We start from the raw sequence: 16706 nt of genomic DNA, 5'->3' as shown, positions 1-16706 counted from the left end.
TTTTTATATTTTATTATAATGCTTCGTTTATTTGAATAACCTAAAGTTATATAATAGATTAAAGGGGTGAAGCTATATGGTTGAAAATACAATATCCTCTCAATTAAAAAGTCTTAGGAAAAATAAAGGTTGGACACAAGCACAATTAGCAGATAAATTATCTGTTTCTAAGCAAACTATCTCTAACTGGGAAACCGGTTTGAAGACCCCACGGATGGGGTCACTACAAAACTTAGCCGATCTCTTCCATGTAAAAATAGGAGAAATAACCAACGCTTCAATTGCTAAAAAAAAGACAGATAGTAAATTACCAACTAATATAATTTTCCCACTAATAAGCGATCAATTTGAGCATATCAGCATTCCACTCATAGGCAAGCTCAACCATAAGGACTCAATCACTGCTAAAGAAAATATTGAAGGCTATGTTGAGGAAATTTTTGAGAAACCTGTTCCCACAGGTACTCTTTTTGCTCTGTGCTGTAAAGGAAAGAGTATGGAGCCAACCATTCATGATGGCTCCATCGTAACTATTCGAGAACAATCGTCAGCGAAAGATAACGAAATTGCAGCAATTCTTATTGACGGTGAAAACAAGATAACTCTAAAGCGTATCAAACATCAGGGGAGCTTGATTATACTAATGTCTGATAATAACGAATTCGATCCGATCATTTTAGACAAAGACACCCCGGGTCAAATTGTTGGAAAAGCTGTTCACGTTTCATGGAATATTAAATAGTAATATTACGTCCAATAAGCTGATTGACGTTAAAAGCTGAATTTGGAGGAATTTATTTATGAATAAAGGTTTTAAGATTATGTTGGCAGTGGGCCTTGCTGGAGTTTCCCTCGCTACCACAACAGTTGTTACTAACACAAATAGCAGCAATACCACAGTAGTTCAAGCATCAAAACGTTCTAGAATCAGAGCTGCAGTAGCGGATATGCAAGATCACTTTGGCGATGAAGCTGATGTTTATTACGACAAAGAGAACGATGTCATTGCTATCAAACCTACTAGTCAAGAATTTGAAGATGAAACAATTGCTGTTCTTGATGGCGAGGAATCCGAGAGTGATTGGAATGATATGACCAGCGCACTCGATGACTTATCAGAATCTCTTCATGATAATCTTCGTATCAAGACACCCCTTGCAATTGTCAATCCCGAAAACACCGACAAAGTGTTGTACATGACTTACAATGGCGAAACGCTCTACGATGTAATGAATGATGATAATGACTAAATAAAAAACATCCCCTGCCGCCACAAGGGATGTAAAATCTTTGAATAAAATATATCGAATTAATTATATCAGATTTTAGGGAGTTCTAAATAATGAAAAAAATAGGTTTAATCTGTACTGCTCTGTTAGCGTGTGGGAGCCTAGCAGGATGCGCTAAGAAAATTAACAACGTTAAAGCATATAGTACTGAAGTCTCAAGCAAAGTAACCCCTGCTAATGGAAGTAAAGACTATCAACATGGCTTAATGAAAATCAAAGGCACCTCTTCGGCTCCTGATGGCTACCAGGTCATGGCCATTAACAGCGATAATAAAGATAATCTTGTCAGTGGAAATAATTCGATGGCCGGCCATGCCGTTGTTAAGAATGGCAAATTCACCGGATATATTGATCCCTTGAAGGCTAATAAGAATGCCAAAAAAGGTACCCAGTTAAAATATCATTTTATTGCTGTCAAAGATCCAGAAAACTTAGGTCAAAAGGACAAGACTGCTTTTAAGCAACAAGTAAATAAGAAGTTCAAACCTACCACCATTAAATTGTCTTTCGATCCAACGACTTCTTACGTTCAAACCAAGGTTCAAAGCACATTAGGTAAAGGAGCTTTAGTTGCTAAGAAGTCTAAGACTGTCTACACTATTACGCCGAAGAAGAACAGTGACTTTGAGGATGAGATATCACAGGCAATGTACGGTGATAAGGATCAGTGGCCAAATATTAGCAAACAGATCAATAAACTCTCGGCTAAGATCAAAACACCTTCCGGCAGAGTAGCGCTTGTGCTAATGAACCCTGAAAATCATAAGAAGTTCCTCTTCGTTTCAATCGGTGGCAAAACAAAGTTCGATGCAATCACTAGTGGAACAGTTAACAGTGATGCCACAAAGACTTCAAACATCAAATCAGCTAATACTTCTTCTAATGTTGCCACTAACAACGATAATGATGGTGGCGGTTCCGATAGCGATGGTGACGATTTTGAGCTTGGGGTGATTCTTGGCTGGCTGATCGCCTATGATGAAGAATATGGCTACGATGATGATGAAGACACAGACACTAATTCAGATTCAAGCAGTGCTGACTATAATGACAACGATAGTGGTGATTATAGTTACGATGATTCGGATGACGATGATAGCTCAAGTGAGGATCAAGACAGTCAAAGTATCCCCGCCGACCAGCCTGAAGATGATTTCGACGATAGTTTTGCATACTAAAATTGATATGAATAATAAACGCAGCTTGTTTAACAAAAGTATTGAAACCTTTCTAATAAGTTTAGCAGATCGCAATAAATAAAAAAGACGTAGGAATGTTCAGCTATTGGCCTACTCCATTTAGGTTAACTTGATATTAAATTAAAACAAAGCCGACTCAACCAGAACAGCCAAAAAAGCAGCCTGTAAAAAGGCTGCTTTTTGTATTGTACGATGCTAAATGACGACAAATTAGTTTCTATAGCAATTAGGTTTCTTATTAAATTTCTATTTACTAAGACTCACTAGAGGAAAGCAAGCATTAAACTGGTCTACTTTGTGAATTCTAGCAAGCACCAAACGCCGTCATCTCAACGATCACTTATCATCCAATTGCTCATCGGTCTTCAAAACGGCCATGAAGGCTTCCTGCGGAATATCAACCTTACCGACGGCCTTCATCCGCTTCTTACCACGCTTCTGCTTCTCCAGCAGCTTGGCACGACGGTCCGGGTCCCCAGTGTGGATCCGGGCGGTAACGTCCTTCCGGTAGGCCTTGATGTTGGTCCGGGCAATGATCTTGGAACCAATGGCGGCCTGGATTGGAATCTCGAAGTTCTGCCGGGGAATAATCTTCTTCAACTTGGAAGTGATGTCGCGACCACGTTCAGCGGCAAAGTCCTTGTGGGCAATGAAGCTGAGCGCATCGACCTTGTCCCCGTTCAACAGGATATCGATCTTAACCAGATTGCTTGGCTTGTAATCATCAATTTCATAATCAAGCGAAGCATATCCGCGGGTCGAACTCTTCAGTTTATCGAAGAAGTCGAAGATAATTTCCGACAATGGAATATGGTAAATCACGTTGACCCGGGTATCACTGAGGTACTCCATCGTATCGAAGATCCCCCGCTTCCGCTGGCAGAGCTCCATGACCGGGCCGACGTAATCATTTGGCACCATGATTGAAGCCCGGACATACGGTTCCTTAATGTCCTTGATCGAAGAGGCGTCCGGCATTTCAGCCGGGTTTTCGACCTCCTTCATCGACCCGTCCGCCAGGTCAACGTGGTAGGTAACGGATGGCGCCGTGGTGATCAAATCGAGGTTAAATTCCCGCTCCAGGCGTTCCTGAACCACGTCCATGTGCAAAAGGCCCAGGAAGCCACACCGGAATCCGAAGCCCAGGGCCTGGGATGATTCCGGCTCGAAGGTCAGCGCCGCATCATTCAACTGGAGCTTCTCCAAGGCGTCCCGCAGGTCATTGAATTTGGCATTGTCAGTCGGGTAAAGCCCCGCGTAGACCATCGGCGTCATCTGCCGGTAACCCTCCAGTGGCTTCTCCGTTGGCCGGTCGGCGTTGGTCACCGTATCCCCGACCCGGGTATCCTTAATGTCCTTGATAGCTGCGGTGATGTAACCAACATCCCCCGCCATCAAGACGTCCCGTGCCAGGGGCTTTGGCGAGTTGATCCCGACCTCGGCCACTTCGTACTCGGTCCCGCTGTTCATCAGGCGGATCTTATCCCCCTTCTTGACGGTCCCCTCAAAGACCCGCACACTGAGGACCACCCCGCGGTAGTCATCGTACTTGGAATCAAAGATCAAGGCCTTCAGCGGTGCCGTCAAGTCACCAGTCGGCGCCGGCACATCCTTGACGATCTTCTCTAAGACCTTGTCGACGCCCAGGCCCGTCTTGGCACTGACGTCAACGGCTTCGTCGGTATCCAGTCCGATTTCGTCTTCGATCTGCTTCTTGGTGCCCTCCGGATCGGCGGACGGCAGATCGATCTTGTTGATCACCGGCAGGATCTCCAGGTCGTTGTCCAGGGCTAGGTAAACATTGGCCAGCGTCTGGGCCTCAACTCCCTGCGTTGCGTCAACCACCAGGATGGCACCCTCACAGGCAGCCAGCGAACGTGAAACCTCGTAGGAGAAGTCGACGTGACCCGGGGTGTCAATCAAGTGAAAGATGTAGTCCTGGCCGTCCTTGGCATGGTAGGTCAGGGCCACGGCGTTCAGCTTGATGGTGATTCCCCGCTCCCGCTCTAGGGGCATATCATCCAGGATCTGGTTCTTCATCTCCCGCTTACTGATCGAGTCGGTCATCTCCAGAATCCGGTCAGCCAGCGTGGACTTCCCATGGTCGATATGGGCCACAATTGAAAAGTTCCGAATGCGCTTCTGGCGCGCCTTCATTTCATCTAGACTCATTGTCATTCTTACGTCACTCTTTCTGTGAAAATACTATTTCTAGTATAACAAACTCCCCGCGGTGATGAAAAGCCAAAAGGGGCGATGATGTTGGCCCCATCGATAAATGAAGGCGGCTGATTTTATTAGCCGCAGCTAGCTATTGAGGGCGTCTGCATTAATTTGCTGTCAAAGAATCGATAAACTGATTAATGTCCATTCTTAAACCGATGGCTTGCTGATCAAGCTCTGCCGGAAACGAAGCGTCCATTGCGTTAACGGTGACCAGCCTTGCCTGCGGGTTATTAAAGGTCCACTGCCAGAATGGATACTTGATGATCCCTGGGGTGTTGTGCCCCACACCTAATTCAAGAAAAACGATTTTGCTGTTGCCATAGTGCTCAACGAAATGGTTAAACCGACCAGCAGCGTTATGCCATCCCGAATCTTCAACAAAACTACCATCCACCCGCAAGTTAAGCTGGTACTGGTCCGCCTGTTCAATTAACGCCGGATCAATATCCATTGACAGCTGGGCTGGTTTTTGCAATTCCCCGTTATCGCCAATTTTAAAGCCCTGGGCGCGAATCATCTTCTCAATCAAGGGTCGATTATCAAAGGTCTGCTTGGTCGTGGCCTGCTGAAACAGGCCATAGTCCCCCTGGGTATAAAAGAGCCGGCGTTTATCGAACCCGGCCTGCTGAAACTGGTGATCGACATTGGTTGTCAGCACAAAGTAATTCTGCCCATGGATTAAACTATAAAGGCGCCGGTAGGTATCCCGCGGCGCTGGCTGATAACGGTTAAGCCAAATCACCCGGCTCCACCAACTCCAGTATGTTTGGCGATTAGGGAAGGAATAGAAGCCGCCGCTGTACATGTCGGTCAGGCCGAACTTCGTGATAAAGTCAGCGAAGTAATTTGTAAAACGGTCCCCGTTAAGGGTAAAACCAGCGGCTAGGGAAAGGCCCGCCCCGGCGCCGATAACAAGTGCCTCCGCATCATCAATAACTTGCCTGATCTGGCTAAAGCAGTTCCTGATAGATTGCCCGGTCGTAGTCTTTGAACACATTAAAAATCACCTTCTGAATAATAGAATTATGTTGTAAAAATCTTTGGACTTCCGTCACCGCAATCCGAGCGGCCAGTGAATTAGGAAAGTGAAAGACACCGGTGGAGATACACGGGAACGCAATGCTGGTCAAGCCATTTGCTGCCGCTAGCTGCAAAGCGTTGCGATACGAGGATTTGAGCTGTTGGATTTCACGATTAGTTGGCACCGCCGTCTTCACAATTGGCCCGACCGTATGGATGATATACTTACTCGGCAAATTATATGCGGGAGTTATCTTGGCACGGCCTGTTTCTTCGGGGTGCCCCTGTCCCTGCATTATTTCAGCACATTTATTTCGTAACTCAATTCCCGCAAAGGTATGGATTGCGTTATCGATACACGAATGATTGGGAACATAGCACCCGGTCATGCCGCTATTGGCAGCATTAACAATCGCATCGGTTCCAAGGCGGGTAATGTCGCCCTGCCAAACGCTAATTCCAGCGGGAAATTGTACCGCTGAGACACTCCCTTTTGCCAACGCGTCTTCTTTCAGGTAAGAATCTTGAACCCGTTGGAACTGCGCACTAATTGCCCTGGGCGCCCGAACGTTCATCAGCGCACGCAAAAGTAATTTTTGCTGGGCAGGGTCTGGCGGTATTTGAATCGTATCATATTCTGCCTTTTCGGCAATTAACGCCCGAATTAGGTATAAACGTTTTGCATTATGGTCCATTCGTTGCCTCCTAAAAAGCCTTTCAAGCTGGCAAACCAGCGGCCCGCTTCGTAACGGTCATGTTTTCGCATCTCCACGGCCGCCACTTAAGTGCAGTACCAGTCTTTGTCGACATGTAATTTTAACATTTACAAGTATTATATTAGCACCTGTGTTTTTATTGTCAACAAGAATTCAAAAAGAAAATCCATTCGAAAAATTTATCGAATGGATTTTTATTTCTTATTTACATCTTAACGGTCTTCAAAGGCGTCCCGAAGCTTATCCAAGACCGACTTCTTGACTCCCTTGACATCCTCGCCGCTAGCGGCGGCAAAGGCCAGCATGGCTTCCCGCTGCCGCTTGTTCATGCTCTTTGGCGTCCGAACGTGAACGGTAACGTGCTCGTCACCGTTGCCACTACCATTGAGGTGCGGAACTCCCTTGCCGCGCAGGCGGAAGTTAGTCTCCGATTGGGTACCAGCCGGGATCTTCAGGTCAACGTCACCATGAACGGTCTTGACCTTGACCTCGTCACCCAAAGCAGCTTGGGCAAAGGAAATATCGCGGTCCACGTAGATCGTCGAACCATCACGACGGAAGTCCCGACTAGGCGTTACCCGAAAGACGATGTAAAGGTCACCGGCAGGGCCGCCATTAGTCCCGGCATCCCCTTGACCCTGGAGCCGCATTTGCTGACCATCATCAACACCGGCAGGAACCTTAACTTCCAGCTCGTGCTTTTCGTGAACATGACCAGTACCGTGGCAGGTTTCACAACGATCTTCCGGCTTAATCACCTTACCAGTCCCGTGACATTCAGGACAAGTCGTCTGCGTCTGCATGTTCCCCAGCGGCGTCCGCTGAACGGAAACGATAAAGCCTTGACCACCACAGCGTTGACAGGTCGTGGCAGACTTACCCGGCTTGGCACCGGTACCGTGGCAGGTCTTGCACTGCTCATCACGGTCATACTTGATGGTCGTCGTCTTACCGAAAACCGCATCCATGAACTTCAGGGTCATCGCATACTGCAGGTCACGACCCGGTCGCGGCGCCGTTGGGTCCTGTCGAGACCGGCCGCCACCGCCGAAGAACTGGCTAAAGATGTCGTCAAAGCCGCCAGCGCCAAAGCCCTGGCTGTAACCGCCCTGGCCACCGCCAAAGCCGCCGAAACCACCAGCACCGGCCTGGGGACCAGCGGATCCATACTGGTCGTACTGAGCCCGCTTTTGCTGGTCACTCAAGACATCGTAGGCTTCGTTGATCTTCTTGAACTTCTCCTCAGCACCAGGCTCGTGGTTGACATCCGGGTGGTACTTCGCAGCCAAACGCCGATATGCGTGCTTGATATCCGCCTCAGACGCATCCTTAGAGACCCCTAAAATGTCGTAGTAATCTTTTTCTGCCATATATAATCCCTCACAAGTTGATTTGGTTTAGTTATACCACAATTGACAAATGAAAGTAAAAGCCAAAGTCCTCAAACGATGGCCTTTGGCTTTTACATTACTTTTGTCAACAGTTGAGATTACTTCTTGTCGTCAGGCGTTACATCCTTGAAGTCACCGTCAACGGTGTCACCATTGTTGCCATTTTGGTTGTTGTTACCGTTGTTGGCACCGCCATTGTTCGGGTTAGCACCGCCCTGAGCGCCGCCTTGTGCTCCTTGGGCCTGCTTGTAGAGCTTGACACTGAGGTCTTGGATAACCTTGTTCAAGGCATCCTTCTTGGCCTTCATGTCATCGAGGTTGCCGCTTTCCTTGGCCTTCTTCAGGTCATCACGGGCACTTTCGGCCTTCTTGATGTCTTCTTCAGGAACCTTGCCCTTGACTTCCTTCAAGGTCTTGTCGACTTGGAAGAGTTCTTGGTCGACTTCGTTCTTCAGGTCAACCTCTTCCTTCTTCTTCTTGTCGGCTTCGGCGTGTTCCTCGGCATCCTTCTTCATCCGTTCGATTTCTTCATCAGACAGACCGGAGTTGGACTTGATCACGATCTTTTGTTCCTTGCCAGTTCCCATGTCCTTGGCAGAAACGTTAACGATCCCGTTCTTGTCAATGTCGAAGGTAACCTTGATCTGTGGAACACCACGAGGGGCAGCCGGAATGTCCGTCAGTTGGAAGTTCCCTAAGGTCTTGTTGTCAGCTGCCATTGGCCGTTCACCCTGCAGAACGTGGATGTCAACGGCTGATTGGTTATCAGCGGCAGTTGAGAAGATTTGACTCTTGGAAGTTGGGATGGTCGTGTTCCGGTCAATCAACTTAGTGAAGACACCACCCATGGTTTCAATACCCAATGACAGTGGGGTAACATCAAGCAGAACAACGTCCTTAACATCACCGGTCAGAACCCCACCCTGGATAGCAGCACCGAGGGCAACGGCTTCATCAGGGTTGATGGAGTGGTTAGGTTCCTTGCCAGTCAATTCCTTAACCATTTCTTGAACGGCTGGGATCCGAGTTGAACCACCGTTTAAGATAACTTCGTCAATGTCATCGAATGACAGGTCGGCATCCTTCAAGGCGTTCAGCACTGGTTGCTTCGTCCGTTCAACCAGGTCATTAGTCAGTTGGTTGAATTGAGCCCGAGTTAAAGTCTTTTCCAAGTGCAGTGGGCCGTTTTCACCAGCGGAGATGAATGGCAGACTGATTTGGGCTTCTTGAACACCAGAAAGGTCCTTCTTGGCCTTTTCAGCAGCATCCTTCAACCGTTGCAGAGCCATCTTATCCTTGGAAAGGTCAACGCCATTTTCTTCCTTGAAGCCGTCGATCAACCAGTCCATGATCTTTTGGTCGAAGTCGTCACCACCAAGGTGGGTATCACCGTTCGTGGAGAGAACTTGGAAGACCCCGTCACCTAATTCCAGGATGGAAACATCGAAGGTCCCACCACCAAGGTCGTAAACCAGGATCTTTTCATCCTTGTCCTTCTTGTCCAGACCGTAAGCCAGGGAAGAAGCAGTTGGTTCGTTGATGATCCGCTTAACATCCAGACCCGCGATCTTACCGGCATCCTTAGTGGCTTGCCGTTGAGCATCGTTGAAGTAGGCTGGCACCGTGATAACGGCCTTGTCAACCGTGTCACCAATGTAATCTTCGGCGTACTTCTTCAGGTACTGAAGAATCATTGCGGAAATTTCTTGTGGAGTATACTTCTTGCCGTCCACTTCAACCGTGTAGCCGGCTTCACCCATGTGACTCTTAATAGAAGAAATCGTGTTAGGGTTCGTAATTGCTTGCCGCTTTGCGACTTCACCAACTTGAGTTTCACCGTTCTTGAATGAAACAACGGATGGCGTTGTCCGGCTCCCTTCTGGGTTAGTGATAATCTTTGGTTCGTTACCTTCCATAACGGCAACGGCGGAGTTAGTAGTACCTAAGTCAATACCAATAATCTTATTGCTTGCCATAGTTTATTTCCCTCTTTTTTATAAAATTAAATTACTGTGCCACAACAACCATTGCTGGCCGTAAGACACGGTCCTTAAGCTGGTAACCAGCCTGCAAAACCTGAACAACAGTGTCAGCCTCCTGGCCATCCTTAACCGGAACGGTTTGGACTGCCTGGTGCAGGGTAGGATCAAACGGCTTGCCCTCAGCCTCAATCTCGGTAATACCGTGATCGGTCAGAGCATTGATCAGGTGGTCGTGAACCATCTGAATACCCTTCTTCAGCTGCTTGCCATTCTCGTCGGTAACCTCAATGGTCAAGGCCCGCTTGAGATTGTCCAAGACTGGCAATACTGACTTGGCCAAGTCCTGACCGTCATACTTCAGGAGTTGGGCCTGTTCCTTCTTGAACCGGGTCGTCATGTTTTGAATCTCGGCCTCGGCCCGCAGGTACTTGTCATCCTTTTCATCCAGTTGCTGCTTAAGGTCCTTGATTTGCGCTTTTAATTCATCAACCTGACTGGTTGCTGATTCTTTTTTATTTTTATCATCTTTAGGTGCCTGCTTAGCAGTTGCCTTTGTTTCCTCAGACTGCTGAGCCTGCTGATCATTTTTCTTTTCTGCCAATTAACTCGCCTCCTATGAATCATAGTAATGCCGATAAAAGTCCAAGAGGCGCTTGGCCAGTTCCTGACGAAAGGCGTTTACCAGGCCAATCGTCCGGGAGTATGGCATCCTGGTTGGCCCGAGCACGGCAATGATTCCCTTGCCATACTGGTCAACATCATAGGTTGCCGTAATCAGACTATAATTATCAAGCACTTTGTCTTTTGAAATCTCAGATCCGATGCGAACGTTGACCCCATCACCGGACTTGCCAGTGTCGAGAAGGTGTGAAAGTTCATCATCATGATCCAACAGACGATACATGGTCTGCAACGCTTGCGGATCCCGTGTATTCGAGAAATCCAAAAGGTTTAATCGGCCGCCGATAAAGAACTGCTCACGGGCAGCCTTTGATACGACGTTGTCAAAGAGATCCAAGAAGCCATCCGCACTGTGCATATAATGCATGACCCGGATTGGAATATCATCATTCAATCGTCTCATCACATCGGTCAGCGGCAACCCCACTAACTGATCATTGATCATCCGGATAACGGCCTGCAGGGCATCCAGGTCGAGGTTGCGTGGCAGAGTAAATGCCTGACTCTCGACGTCCCCACTATCCGTCACCAAGATAGCAATAACTTTGTGGTTGCCAAGCGGCACGAGGCGAAAACCGCTGAGCCGAACATCAGCCTGCTCGGGCTTCAAGGTAAACGCCGTGTATGAGGTAAGATTTGACAAAATATCAGCCGAGTGCGAGATGATCTCATCAATCTTTTGAAAACTAGTGCCCAATGAGTTTTGAATAACCACAAGGTCGTTGTCCGTCACCGCCTGGGGGTCCAGGAGGTGGTCAACATAGTAACGATACCCCTTCTTGGAGGGAAGACGACCTGATGAGGAGTGCTCCTTCAAAATCAGGCCAGCCTTCTCCAAGACAGCCATCTCGTTACGCACCGTTGCAGAGCTCACCTTAAACGGTAAGGCCTCTGCCAGGTGCCGTGACCCCACCGGTTGACCAGTCGACGTGTATTGACGTACAATCGCTTGCAGGATCTTGTTTTGACGCTGTGTTAGCATTTTTATCACTTCCCCTTTTAGCACTCTTTAGGGTCAAGTGCTAAACACACTGTATAATATACCAATCAGGACCTTAAAAGTCAAGAAATGTCAAAATAATTATTAAAATAAATTTAGAAGGAGATCTATATCAAATGAGTAGCGACGATCACCGTTATGTTCAGCCCCACAACGCCAAGGAGGCCATGGAGCTGATCCAAAGCCTCTTCAATAAATACCGCAACGCTCCCCTGACCAGCGAGCTGCTTGCCTACCACAATAACTTGGTTTACCGGTTGCAGTCAGACATCAAAGAGGCAGCCCAGCAGGAGGGCGACCCCGACCGGCTTAAAGAGCTTGACCAGATGACCGACATCATGCGTTCCTGGACCAACCTCAGGCTCACGGGGCACCCATTCAAGGGTAAGATGCGCCACTTCAGGTTGGTAACGGATGACGGACCTAAGTTCAAACGCCGGGTCCACAAAATTCACCAAGGCGGCAGTCACCGCGCAAGCCGCCACTAATTGCTGCCGTGGTCCACGGCGTATCATTCTAATAAGTCAGTAAGAATAACGCCCGACGAAGCTCCATCAGCTCGCCGGGCGTTATTTTTACCCTGTGGACGTTTTAGAAATCCTGTTCTAGCCGGTATAAGTCATTGAGAAAGGCTGCCACCACCTGAAGCTGATCCGGTGAATATTTTACTGTCAGTTTGTTAACCAGCCGTTTCTTGATCAGCTCATGCAGCTGGTCGTGTACTTTCGCCACCGTCTGACCGTCCGCAGTCAGGGAATAATAAATTTTTTTCTTATCATCGGGATGCTTTTCCGCATTAATCAGGTTGTATTGAAGAAGTTTCTTGGCCGCCCGGGTAACCCCGCCCCGGGTAACGTTGATCTTATCGGCAATCTCGATCCCCGTTTGCGCCCCCGCTTCCAGGGTGGATAGGATGTGGAAGGCCACGATCGACAGCTTAAGGACAATTTCTCCCAGACGGTCATCAGTCAGGTGGGCCTGGATCCACTGCTGTTCCTTTGAGCCGTGGGCATTACCGTGCTGGGTCCGCAACCGTTCGATTGTTTGCCGGATATCGGTTATCGCATCTGTATTCATTTTTAACCTCGCCCCTAATTTTTAAGACTATTATATCAGAATGTCTTCGCCATGGTCTTGGCCGCCGTCAGCGCATTGTCAAGGATTGCCTGCCGCTGGTCACGATGGGCGTCGGCACCCTCAATGAACAGCTTCTCAACGTCGGTCACCCCGTAAAACTTCAGCATGTTGGTCAGGTACAAGTCACCGAGGTCCATCAGGGCCGAGCTTTGCTTGCTCTTGATACCAAAGGCCTTCTTAATCAGGAACTTGATGGTTCCCCACTTGCCACCCTTGTGGTACTCGCTGCCGGCAGCCTGAATGTGAATGGCCTTCTTGCCCGTTAGCAAACCTACGGAACCATTCGACGTGTACTTAAAGGTCTTGTGAGCAACCGCCGTCAGGTCAAGGTATTGTTTCATCTCGGCCGGGAGGAAATGGTTATACATTGGGTTAATGAAGACATACTTGTCGGCGGCAATGAATTCGTCTAGCCATTCCGCGTGTCGCTTCAGCAGTGCCTGCTCCTCCATGCTCAGCTCCTCACCGAACTTTTGCTTGCGCCAGGCCTCCATCGTCTGGTCGTTCAGCGGTGGTACGCCCCCTGCTGCATATAGGTCGCGGATGAGGACCTTATCGTCGGGATGAGTTGCCTGATACGTGTCGACAAACTGCTTTCCCACGGTCAACGAGAGGCTTTGGGCAGTATGTGGATGGGCTTGAATTACTAATAATGTAGTCATAAAATCATTTCCTTTTTTGTTGTCAAGCAACATTATTTATGAAACATTTTACTCCATTTATGTTGCTTGTCAACAATAATTAGAAAAATATTTTGTCTGCTCGCTGCCTTGTCGGCAATGCCATGTAATTATTGAATTATAGGCTAACAATAATAGGTATTTCAAATAGTCCTCCCCTTGCACTATCATTTAGTTAACGACAACAAGGAGGGATTAATAATGAATAAGCCATATATCATTTGCCACATGATGACTTCCGTCGATGGTCGCATCGACTGTGCAATGACTGCCCAGCTGGCGGGCGAGCCAGAATACTATTCCACCCTGGATGCACTGGACGCCCCAACCCGGATCAGCGGTCGGGTAACGGCAGCGACGGAACTGACCGGCGGCGGTAAATTTGTTCCGCAGAACACCACCCAACTCAACAAGACCGCCTTTGCTAAGAATACCGCTGCTACCAGCTATAACATCGTCGTCGATACCAAGGGAACCCTGCATTGGCACAAGGAAACAGGCAATCGTTTCCCCCACCTGATCATCACCAGCGAACAGGTAACCACAGAATATCTTGATTACCTCAATGAACAGGGTATCTCATGGATTGCAACGGGCGCCCAGCAAGTCGACCTCCCGCGCGCGATGGACATTCTGGCAACCGAATTTAACGTTGCGCGTCTGGCAATCGTCGGTGGCGGACGCATCAACGGCGGCTTTCTCGATGCCGGCCTAATCGACGAGATCAGCATCTTGATCGGGGCCGGTGCCGATGGTCGAATCAACCAGCCGAGCCTATTCGACGGCCGGCCGGAAAATCGACAGCCAATTGCCCTTAAGCTAAAGGACGTCAAGAGCTACGATGACGGCGCGATTTGGTTGCGCTACCTGGTTAAATAAAATTTAATGTCATCACACAAGAACCCGCAGTAACTATGAAAATTACCGTGGGCTTTTGTATTTTTGCCTAACTCCCTTAGTTCATCACCGAAAATTATTTCATTTCCCATTTACATATATCAAATTTGGTATATAATGCATATCGAATTTGATATATTGGAGGCACTCATATGAATTGGTGGATTATCTTGGCAACCTTTATCGCGGTTAACCTGGACTTTTTCTTCATCCTGTTGCTATTGCTAAGGAGGTTTAAGCTGCGCGATGTTATCCTCGGCTACCTGGCTGGCGTTCTGATCCTCGTGGCAGCTAGCTACTTTGCCGGACAAATCTTGGCAATGTTTCTCCCCGAATGGCTGCTGGGAATTCTTGGGATCTTGCCCATCTGGATGGCCCTGCACGATAACGACGAAGACCCCAGCAGTGAGGAACACCACAACCCGGTCATAACGGTCCTGGTAACATACCTGTCCGTGTGTGCCGGTTGCAACCTATCCATCTTTTTGCCGATCTTAACCGGCGTCAGCCTGGCCCATTTTCTGGAGGTATTGCTCTTTGTCGGCATTTTTACGATAATAATCGTATGCTTATTAAAGCTGATTGGTGAGATTCCAGTTGTCAGCCACTTCATGACAAAGTACAGCGAAATCCTGATGAAGGTCGTCTACATCGGCGTCGGCCTTTACGTGTTTTGGGACAGCGGCCTGATCACTCACCTAATCAAACTGATATAGGAGCGTGCGCATAATTGGAAATAAGTGATGACCTAATCAACGAAGCTGCCAAGATCTATAAGGTACTGAGCAACGGTACCCGGATCAAGATCTTATATTTTCTTCGCTACCAGGATAACAACGTTTCAGTCAACGAGATTGTTCAGGCGCTGGGGATTGCCCAACCCATCGTCTCCAAACAACTGGGAATTCTGCGACGCTACCAGCTGGTCCGTAACCACAAAGAAGGGACCAAGGTATTCTATGTCTTGGACGACCCGCACGTTGTCGAAATGGTCGACGACATGCTAAATCACGTCCGCCACGAAATTAAGGGACTACCGCATCCCAAAAACATGTATTAGTCTTTTTACCGTTGATGAGCAAGATTTATTTTCAAAAGAATTACACCCGTCCGAATGGAAAAAGGATCCAAACAGTAATCTGAATTACCGTCTGGATCCTTTTTAATGGGCGCCGGAAAAGAAGTTGCATAGTACCACCCCGGCGATGATCATGACAATTCCCAAGAGTTCCGGCAAAGAAATTGCTTCATGCCAAACCGTGACGGCCACAATCGCGGTCAGGATGATTCCCAACCCGCCCCAGGTCGCGTAGGCCACACTGAGGTTAACCGTCTTTAAAGACTGCGCGAAGCAATAGAAGCAGGCGATGTAGGCAACAATCGTTACCATGGTCGGTACTAACTTGGTGAAGCCCGCGGACGCCTTCATAAAGTTGGTACCAATCACCTCACCGATAATTGCCAACGCCAATTCTAAGTATCCCATCAATACAATCGCCTCCCCTTATATCAATAGAGATAATTATATCGGTGAGATCCGTCGATTTTTAGTCTTGAATTTCTGCTTTTTCTTGCGAGGTTGGGAAATGAAAAAGCCGAGCAAAGTTCTGGTAAAAAATCTTTTTCCGCGCCGCCGGTGACAATTCGGCCTGGTCAAGTGCGGCAATGATCTCCTTGGTCGCCCCCGCCGGTGCAATTCCCAACGGCGCATCGGTCCCAAACAAGACATGGTCAGCGCCAAAGTAATCGACCGTCAACTCCAGAGCCGCCGGGTTCCCCAGGATTGCCGTGTCGACATAGAAGCGGTGAAAGGCCGCCGCCTGTTCTTCCGGCAGGATGTGCTTGATTCGCCCAGCAAAGAATGGCACCATTCCCCCGGCATGGTGAACGATCACCTTCAAATCAGGGTAGTTGGTAAAGATCCCGGCCTGTACCAGCTGAAGCATCGCGTTGCTCAACTCGTATTCCCAGCTGAAGACAATGTTATTCTCCCGTTTTTGCGAATCAAAGACGGGATGCAGCAGGAGCAAAACATCATTAGCGGCCGCGGTGGCAAACACGGGCGCATACTCAGGAGCAGCAATGCTCTTGCCAAGGGCGCGGGTAAAGATCTGCGCGCCCAGCAAGGATGGAGCGTTCTTAATCTCTTCAATGATCTTGACGGCGGCGGGAATATTATTCATCGGCAGCATGGCAATGCCACCAATGAACTTGGGGTTATCCTCGACAATTTCTTCAATCTCCTGGTTGGCTGCTTGACATAGCGCCGCGGCTTGCCGCCCAGCCACGTAGTCCTCTGGATTGACGTTTACCGCCGAGACAACCTGAAAGCTATCCGACGGCAGGTAACTGTTCCGTAGGGCGGGGTTAGTCAGCATCGGATGCTTGATAAACGGGGCCCGCGTGGGAATCTGCGGATCAATGGCCAGCATCTTTTGATAGAAGGCCGGCGGTAAAACATGGGCAAAGACATCAATGGTTTTCACTT

At 48.4% G+C, this 16706-nt stretch carries 18 protein-coding genes; 7 read left to right on the top strand and 11 right to left on the bottom strand.

What is annotated here, in order from left to right; all coding sequences use genetic code 11:
* Positions 1 to 76: 76 nt before the first annotated feature.
* The 3 genes from ACI31J_RS05265 to ACI31J_RS05255 all read left to right on the top strand — a co-directional run bounded on the left by ACI31J_RS05265 (position 77) and on the right by ACI31J_RS05255 (position 2467).
* Positions 77 to 742: a LexA family protein gene (locus ACI31J_RS05265; RefSeq protein ID WP_439773388.1), complete on the top strand. Its 666-nt coding sequence runs from the start codon at positions 77 to 79 to the stop codon at positions 740 to 742.
* A 58-nt stretch (positions 743 to 800) separates the two neighbouring features.
* Positions 801 to 1250 (top strand): hypothetical protein, encoded by a 450-nt coding sequence (locus ACI31J_RS05260; protein WP_439773387.1) that lies wholly within the window; start codon positions 801 to 803, stop codon positions 1248 to 1250.
* A 92-nt stretch (positions 1251 to 1342) separates the two neighbouring features.
* Positions 1343 to 2467, top strand: a complete 1125-nt coding sequence (locus tag ACI31J_RS05255) for a hypothetical protein (protein WP_439773386.1) — start codon at positions 1343 to 1345, stop codon at positions 2465 to 2467.
* Between the two features lie 357 nt (positions 2468 to 2824).
* Here ACI31J_RS05255 and lepA read toward each other — a convergent pair whose 3' ends face one another.
* The 7 genes from lepA to hrcA all read right to left on the bottom strand — a co-directional run bounded on the left by lepA (position 2825) and on the right by hrcA (position 11486).
* Positions 2825 to 4660 (bottom strand): translation elongation factor 4, encoded by a 1836-nt coding sequence (gene lepA / locus ACI31J_RS05250; RefSeq protein WP_439773391.1) that lies wholly within the window; start codon positions 4658 to 4660, stop codon positions 2825 to 2827.
* 157 nt (positions 4661 to 4817) lie between these two features.
* Positions 4818 to 5711 carry a Sir2 silent information regulator family NAD-dependent deacetylase gene (locus tag ACI31J_RS05245; protein WP_439773385.1) on the bottom strand — a complete coding sequence of 298 codons (894 nt, stop codon included), beginning with the start codon at positions 5709 to 5711 and terminating at the stop codon, positions 4818 to 4820.
* Positions 5665 to 6429, bottom strand: a complete 765-nt coding sequence (locus ACI31J_RS05240; RefSeq protein ID WP_439773384.1) for a protein-ADP-ribose hydrolase — start codon at positions 6427 to 6429, stop codon at positions 5665 to 5667. The genes ACI31J_RS05245 and ACI31J_RS05240 overlap by 47 nt, the downstream gene beginning before the upstream one ends.
* A 233-nt stretch (positions 6430 to 6662) precedes the next feature.
* Positions 6663 to 7820: a molecular chaperone DnaJ gene (dnaJ, locus tag ACI31J_RS05235; RefSeq protein ID WP_439773383.1), complete on the bottom strand. Its 1158-nt coding sequence runs from the start codon at positions 7818 to 7820 to the stop codon at positions 6663 to 6665.
* A 119-nt stretch (positions 7821 to 7939) separates the two neighbouring features.
* Positions 7940 to 9817 carry a molecular chaperone DnaK gene (dnaK, locus tag ACI31J_RS05230; RefSeq protein WP_439773382.1) on the bottom strand — a complete coding sequence of 626 codons (1878 nt, stop codon included), beginning with the start codon at positions 9815 to 9817 and terminating at the stop codon, positions 7940 to 7942.
* A 31-nt stretch (positions 9818 to 9848) separates the two neighbouring features.
* Entirely contained in the window at positions 9849 to 10424 is a 576-nt protein-coding gene (gene grpE, locus ACI31J_RS05225) for a nucleotide exchange factor GrpE (protein WP_439773381.1), read from the bottom strand.
* Between the two features lie 12 nt (positions 10425 to 10436).
* The gene (hrcA, locus tag ACI31J_RS05220; protein ID WP_439773380.1) at positions 10437 to 11486 is read right to left on the bottom strand and encodes a heat-inducible transcriptional repressor HrcA; all 1050 of its coding nucleotides are present in this window, start codon (positions 11484 to 11486) and stop codon (positions 10437 to 10439) included.
* Between the two features lie 134 nt (positions 11487 to 11620).
* Between hrcA and ACI31J_RS05215 the strand changes: the two genes are divergently transcribed.
* The gene (locus ACI31J_RS05215; RefSeq protein ID WP_439773379.1) at positions 11621 to 11992 is read left to right on the top strand and encodes a hypothetical protein; all 372 of its coding nucleotides are present in this window, start codon (positions 11621 to 11623) and stop codon (positions 11990 to 11992) included.
* 103 nt (positions 11993 to 12095) lie between these two features.
* Here the strand turns inward: ACI31J_RS05215 and ACI31J_RS05210 are convergent, their stop codons facing one another.
* Complete coding sequence (locus tag ACI31J_RS05210) at positions 12096 to 12581, bottom strand: MarR family transcriptional regulator (RefSeq protein ID WP_439773378.1); 486 nt, start codon at positions 12579 to 12581, stop codon at positions 12096 to 12098.
* Between the two features lie 35 nt (positions 12582 to 12616).
* The gene (locus ACI31J_RS05205; RefSeq protein ID WP_439773377.1) at positions 12617 to 13303 is read right to left on the bottom strand and encodes an FMN-dependent NADH-azoreductase; all 687 of its coding nucleotides are present in this window, start codon (positions 13301 to 13303) and stop codon (positions 12617 to 12619) included.
* Between the two features lie 219 nt (positions 13304 to 13522).
* Here ACI31J_RS05205 and ACI31J_RS05200 point away from each other — a divergent pair, with 219 nt between their 5' ends.
* From ACI31J_RS05200 to ACI31J_RS05190, 3 genes are all read left to right on the top strand, one after another.
* Positions 13523 to 14200, top strand: coding sequence for a dihydrofolate reductase family protein (locus ACI31J_RS05200; RefSeq protein WP_439773376.1), 678 nt, complete (start codon positions 13523 to 13525; stop codon positions 14198 to 14200).
* Between the two features lie 170 nt (positions 14201 to 14370).
* Positions 14371 to 14934 carry a cadmium resistance transporter gene (locus ACI31J_RS05195; protein ID WP_439773375.1) on the top strand — a complete coding sequence of 188 codons (564 nt, stop codon included), beginning with the start codon at positions 14371 to 14373 and terminating at the stop codon, positions 14932 to 14934.
* Positions 14935 to 14948: 14 nt separating this feature from the next.
* The gene (locus ACI31J_RS05190) at positions 14949 to 15278 is read left to right on the top strand and encodes an ArsR/SmtB family transcription factor (RefSeq protein ID WP_439773374.1); all 330 of its coding nucleotides are present in this window, start codon (positions 14949 to 14951) and stop codon (positions 15276 to 15278) included.
* A 102-nt stretch (positions 15279 to 15380) separates the two neighbouring features.
* Here the strand turns inward: ACI31J_RS05190 and ACI31J_RS05185 are convergent, their stop codons facing one another.
* The gene (locus tag ACI31J_RS05185; RefSeq protein ID WP_439773373.1) at positions 15381 to 15704 is read right to left on the bottom strand and encodes a DMT family transporter; all 324 of its coding nucleotides are present in this window, start codon (positions 15702 to 15704) and stop codon (positions 15381 to 15383) included.
* A gap of 61 nt (positions 15705 to 15765) precedes the next feature.
* Positions 15766 to 16704 carry an amidohydrolase family protein gene (locus ACI31J_RS05180; RefSeq protein ID WP_439773372.1) on the bottom strand — a complete coding sequence of 313 codons (939 nt, stop codon included), beginning with the start codon at positions 16702 to 16704 and terminating at the stop codon, positions 15766 to 15768.
* Between the last annotated feature and the right edge of the window lie 2 nt (positions 16705 to 16706).

Source organism: Limosilactobacillus sp. (genome assembly GCF_051873075.1).
In the GTDB taxonomy this organism is placed as follows: Bacteria; Bacillota; Bacilli; order Lactobacillales; family Lactobacillaceae; genus Limosilactobacillus.
The sequence above is the reverse complement of the archived record's forward strand: the minus strand, read 5'-3'. Positions and strand labels throughout refer to the sequence as shown.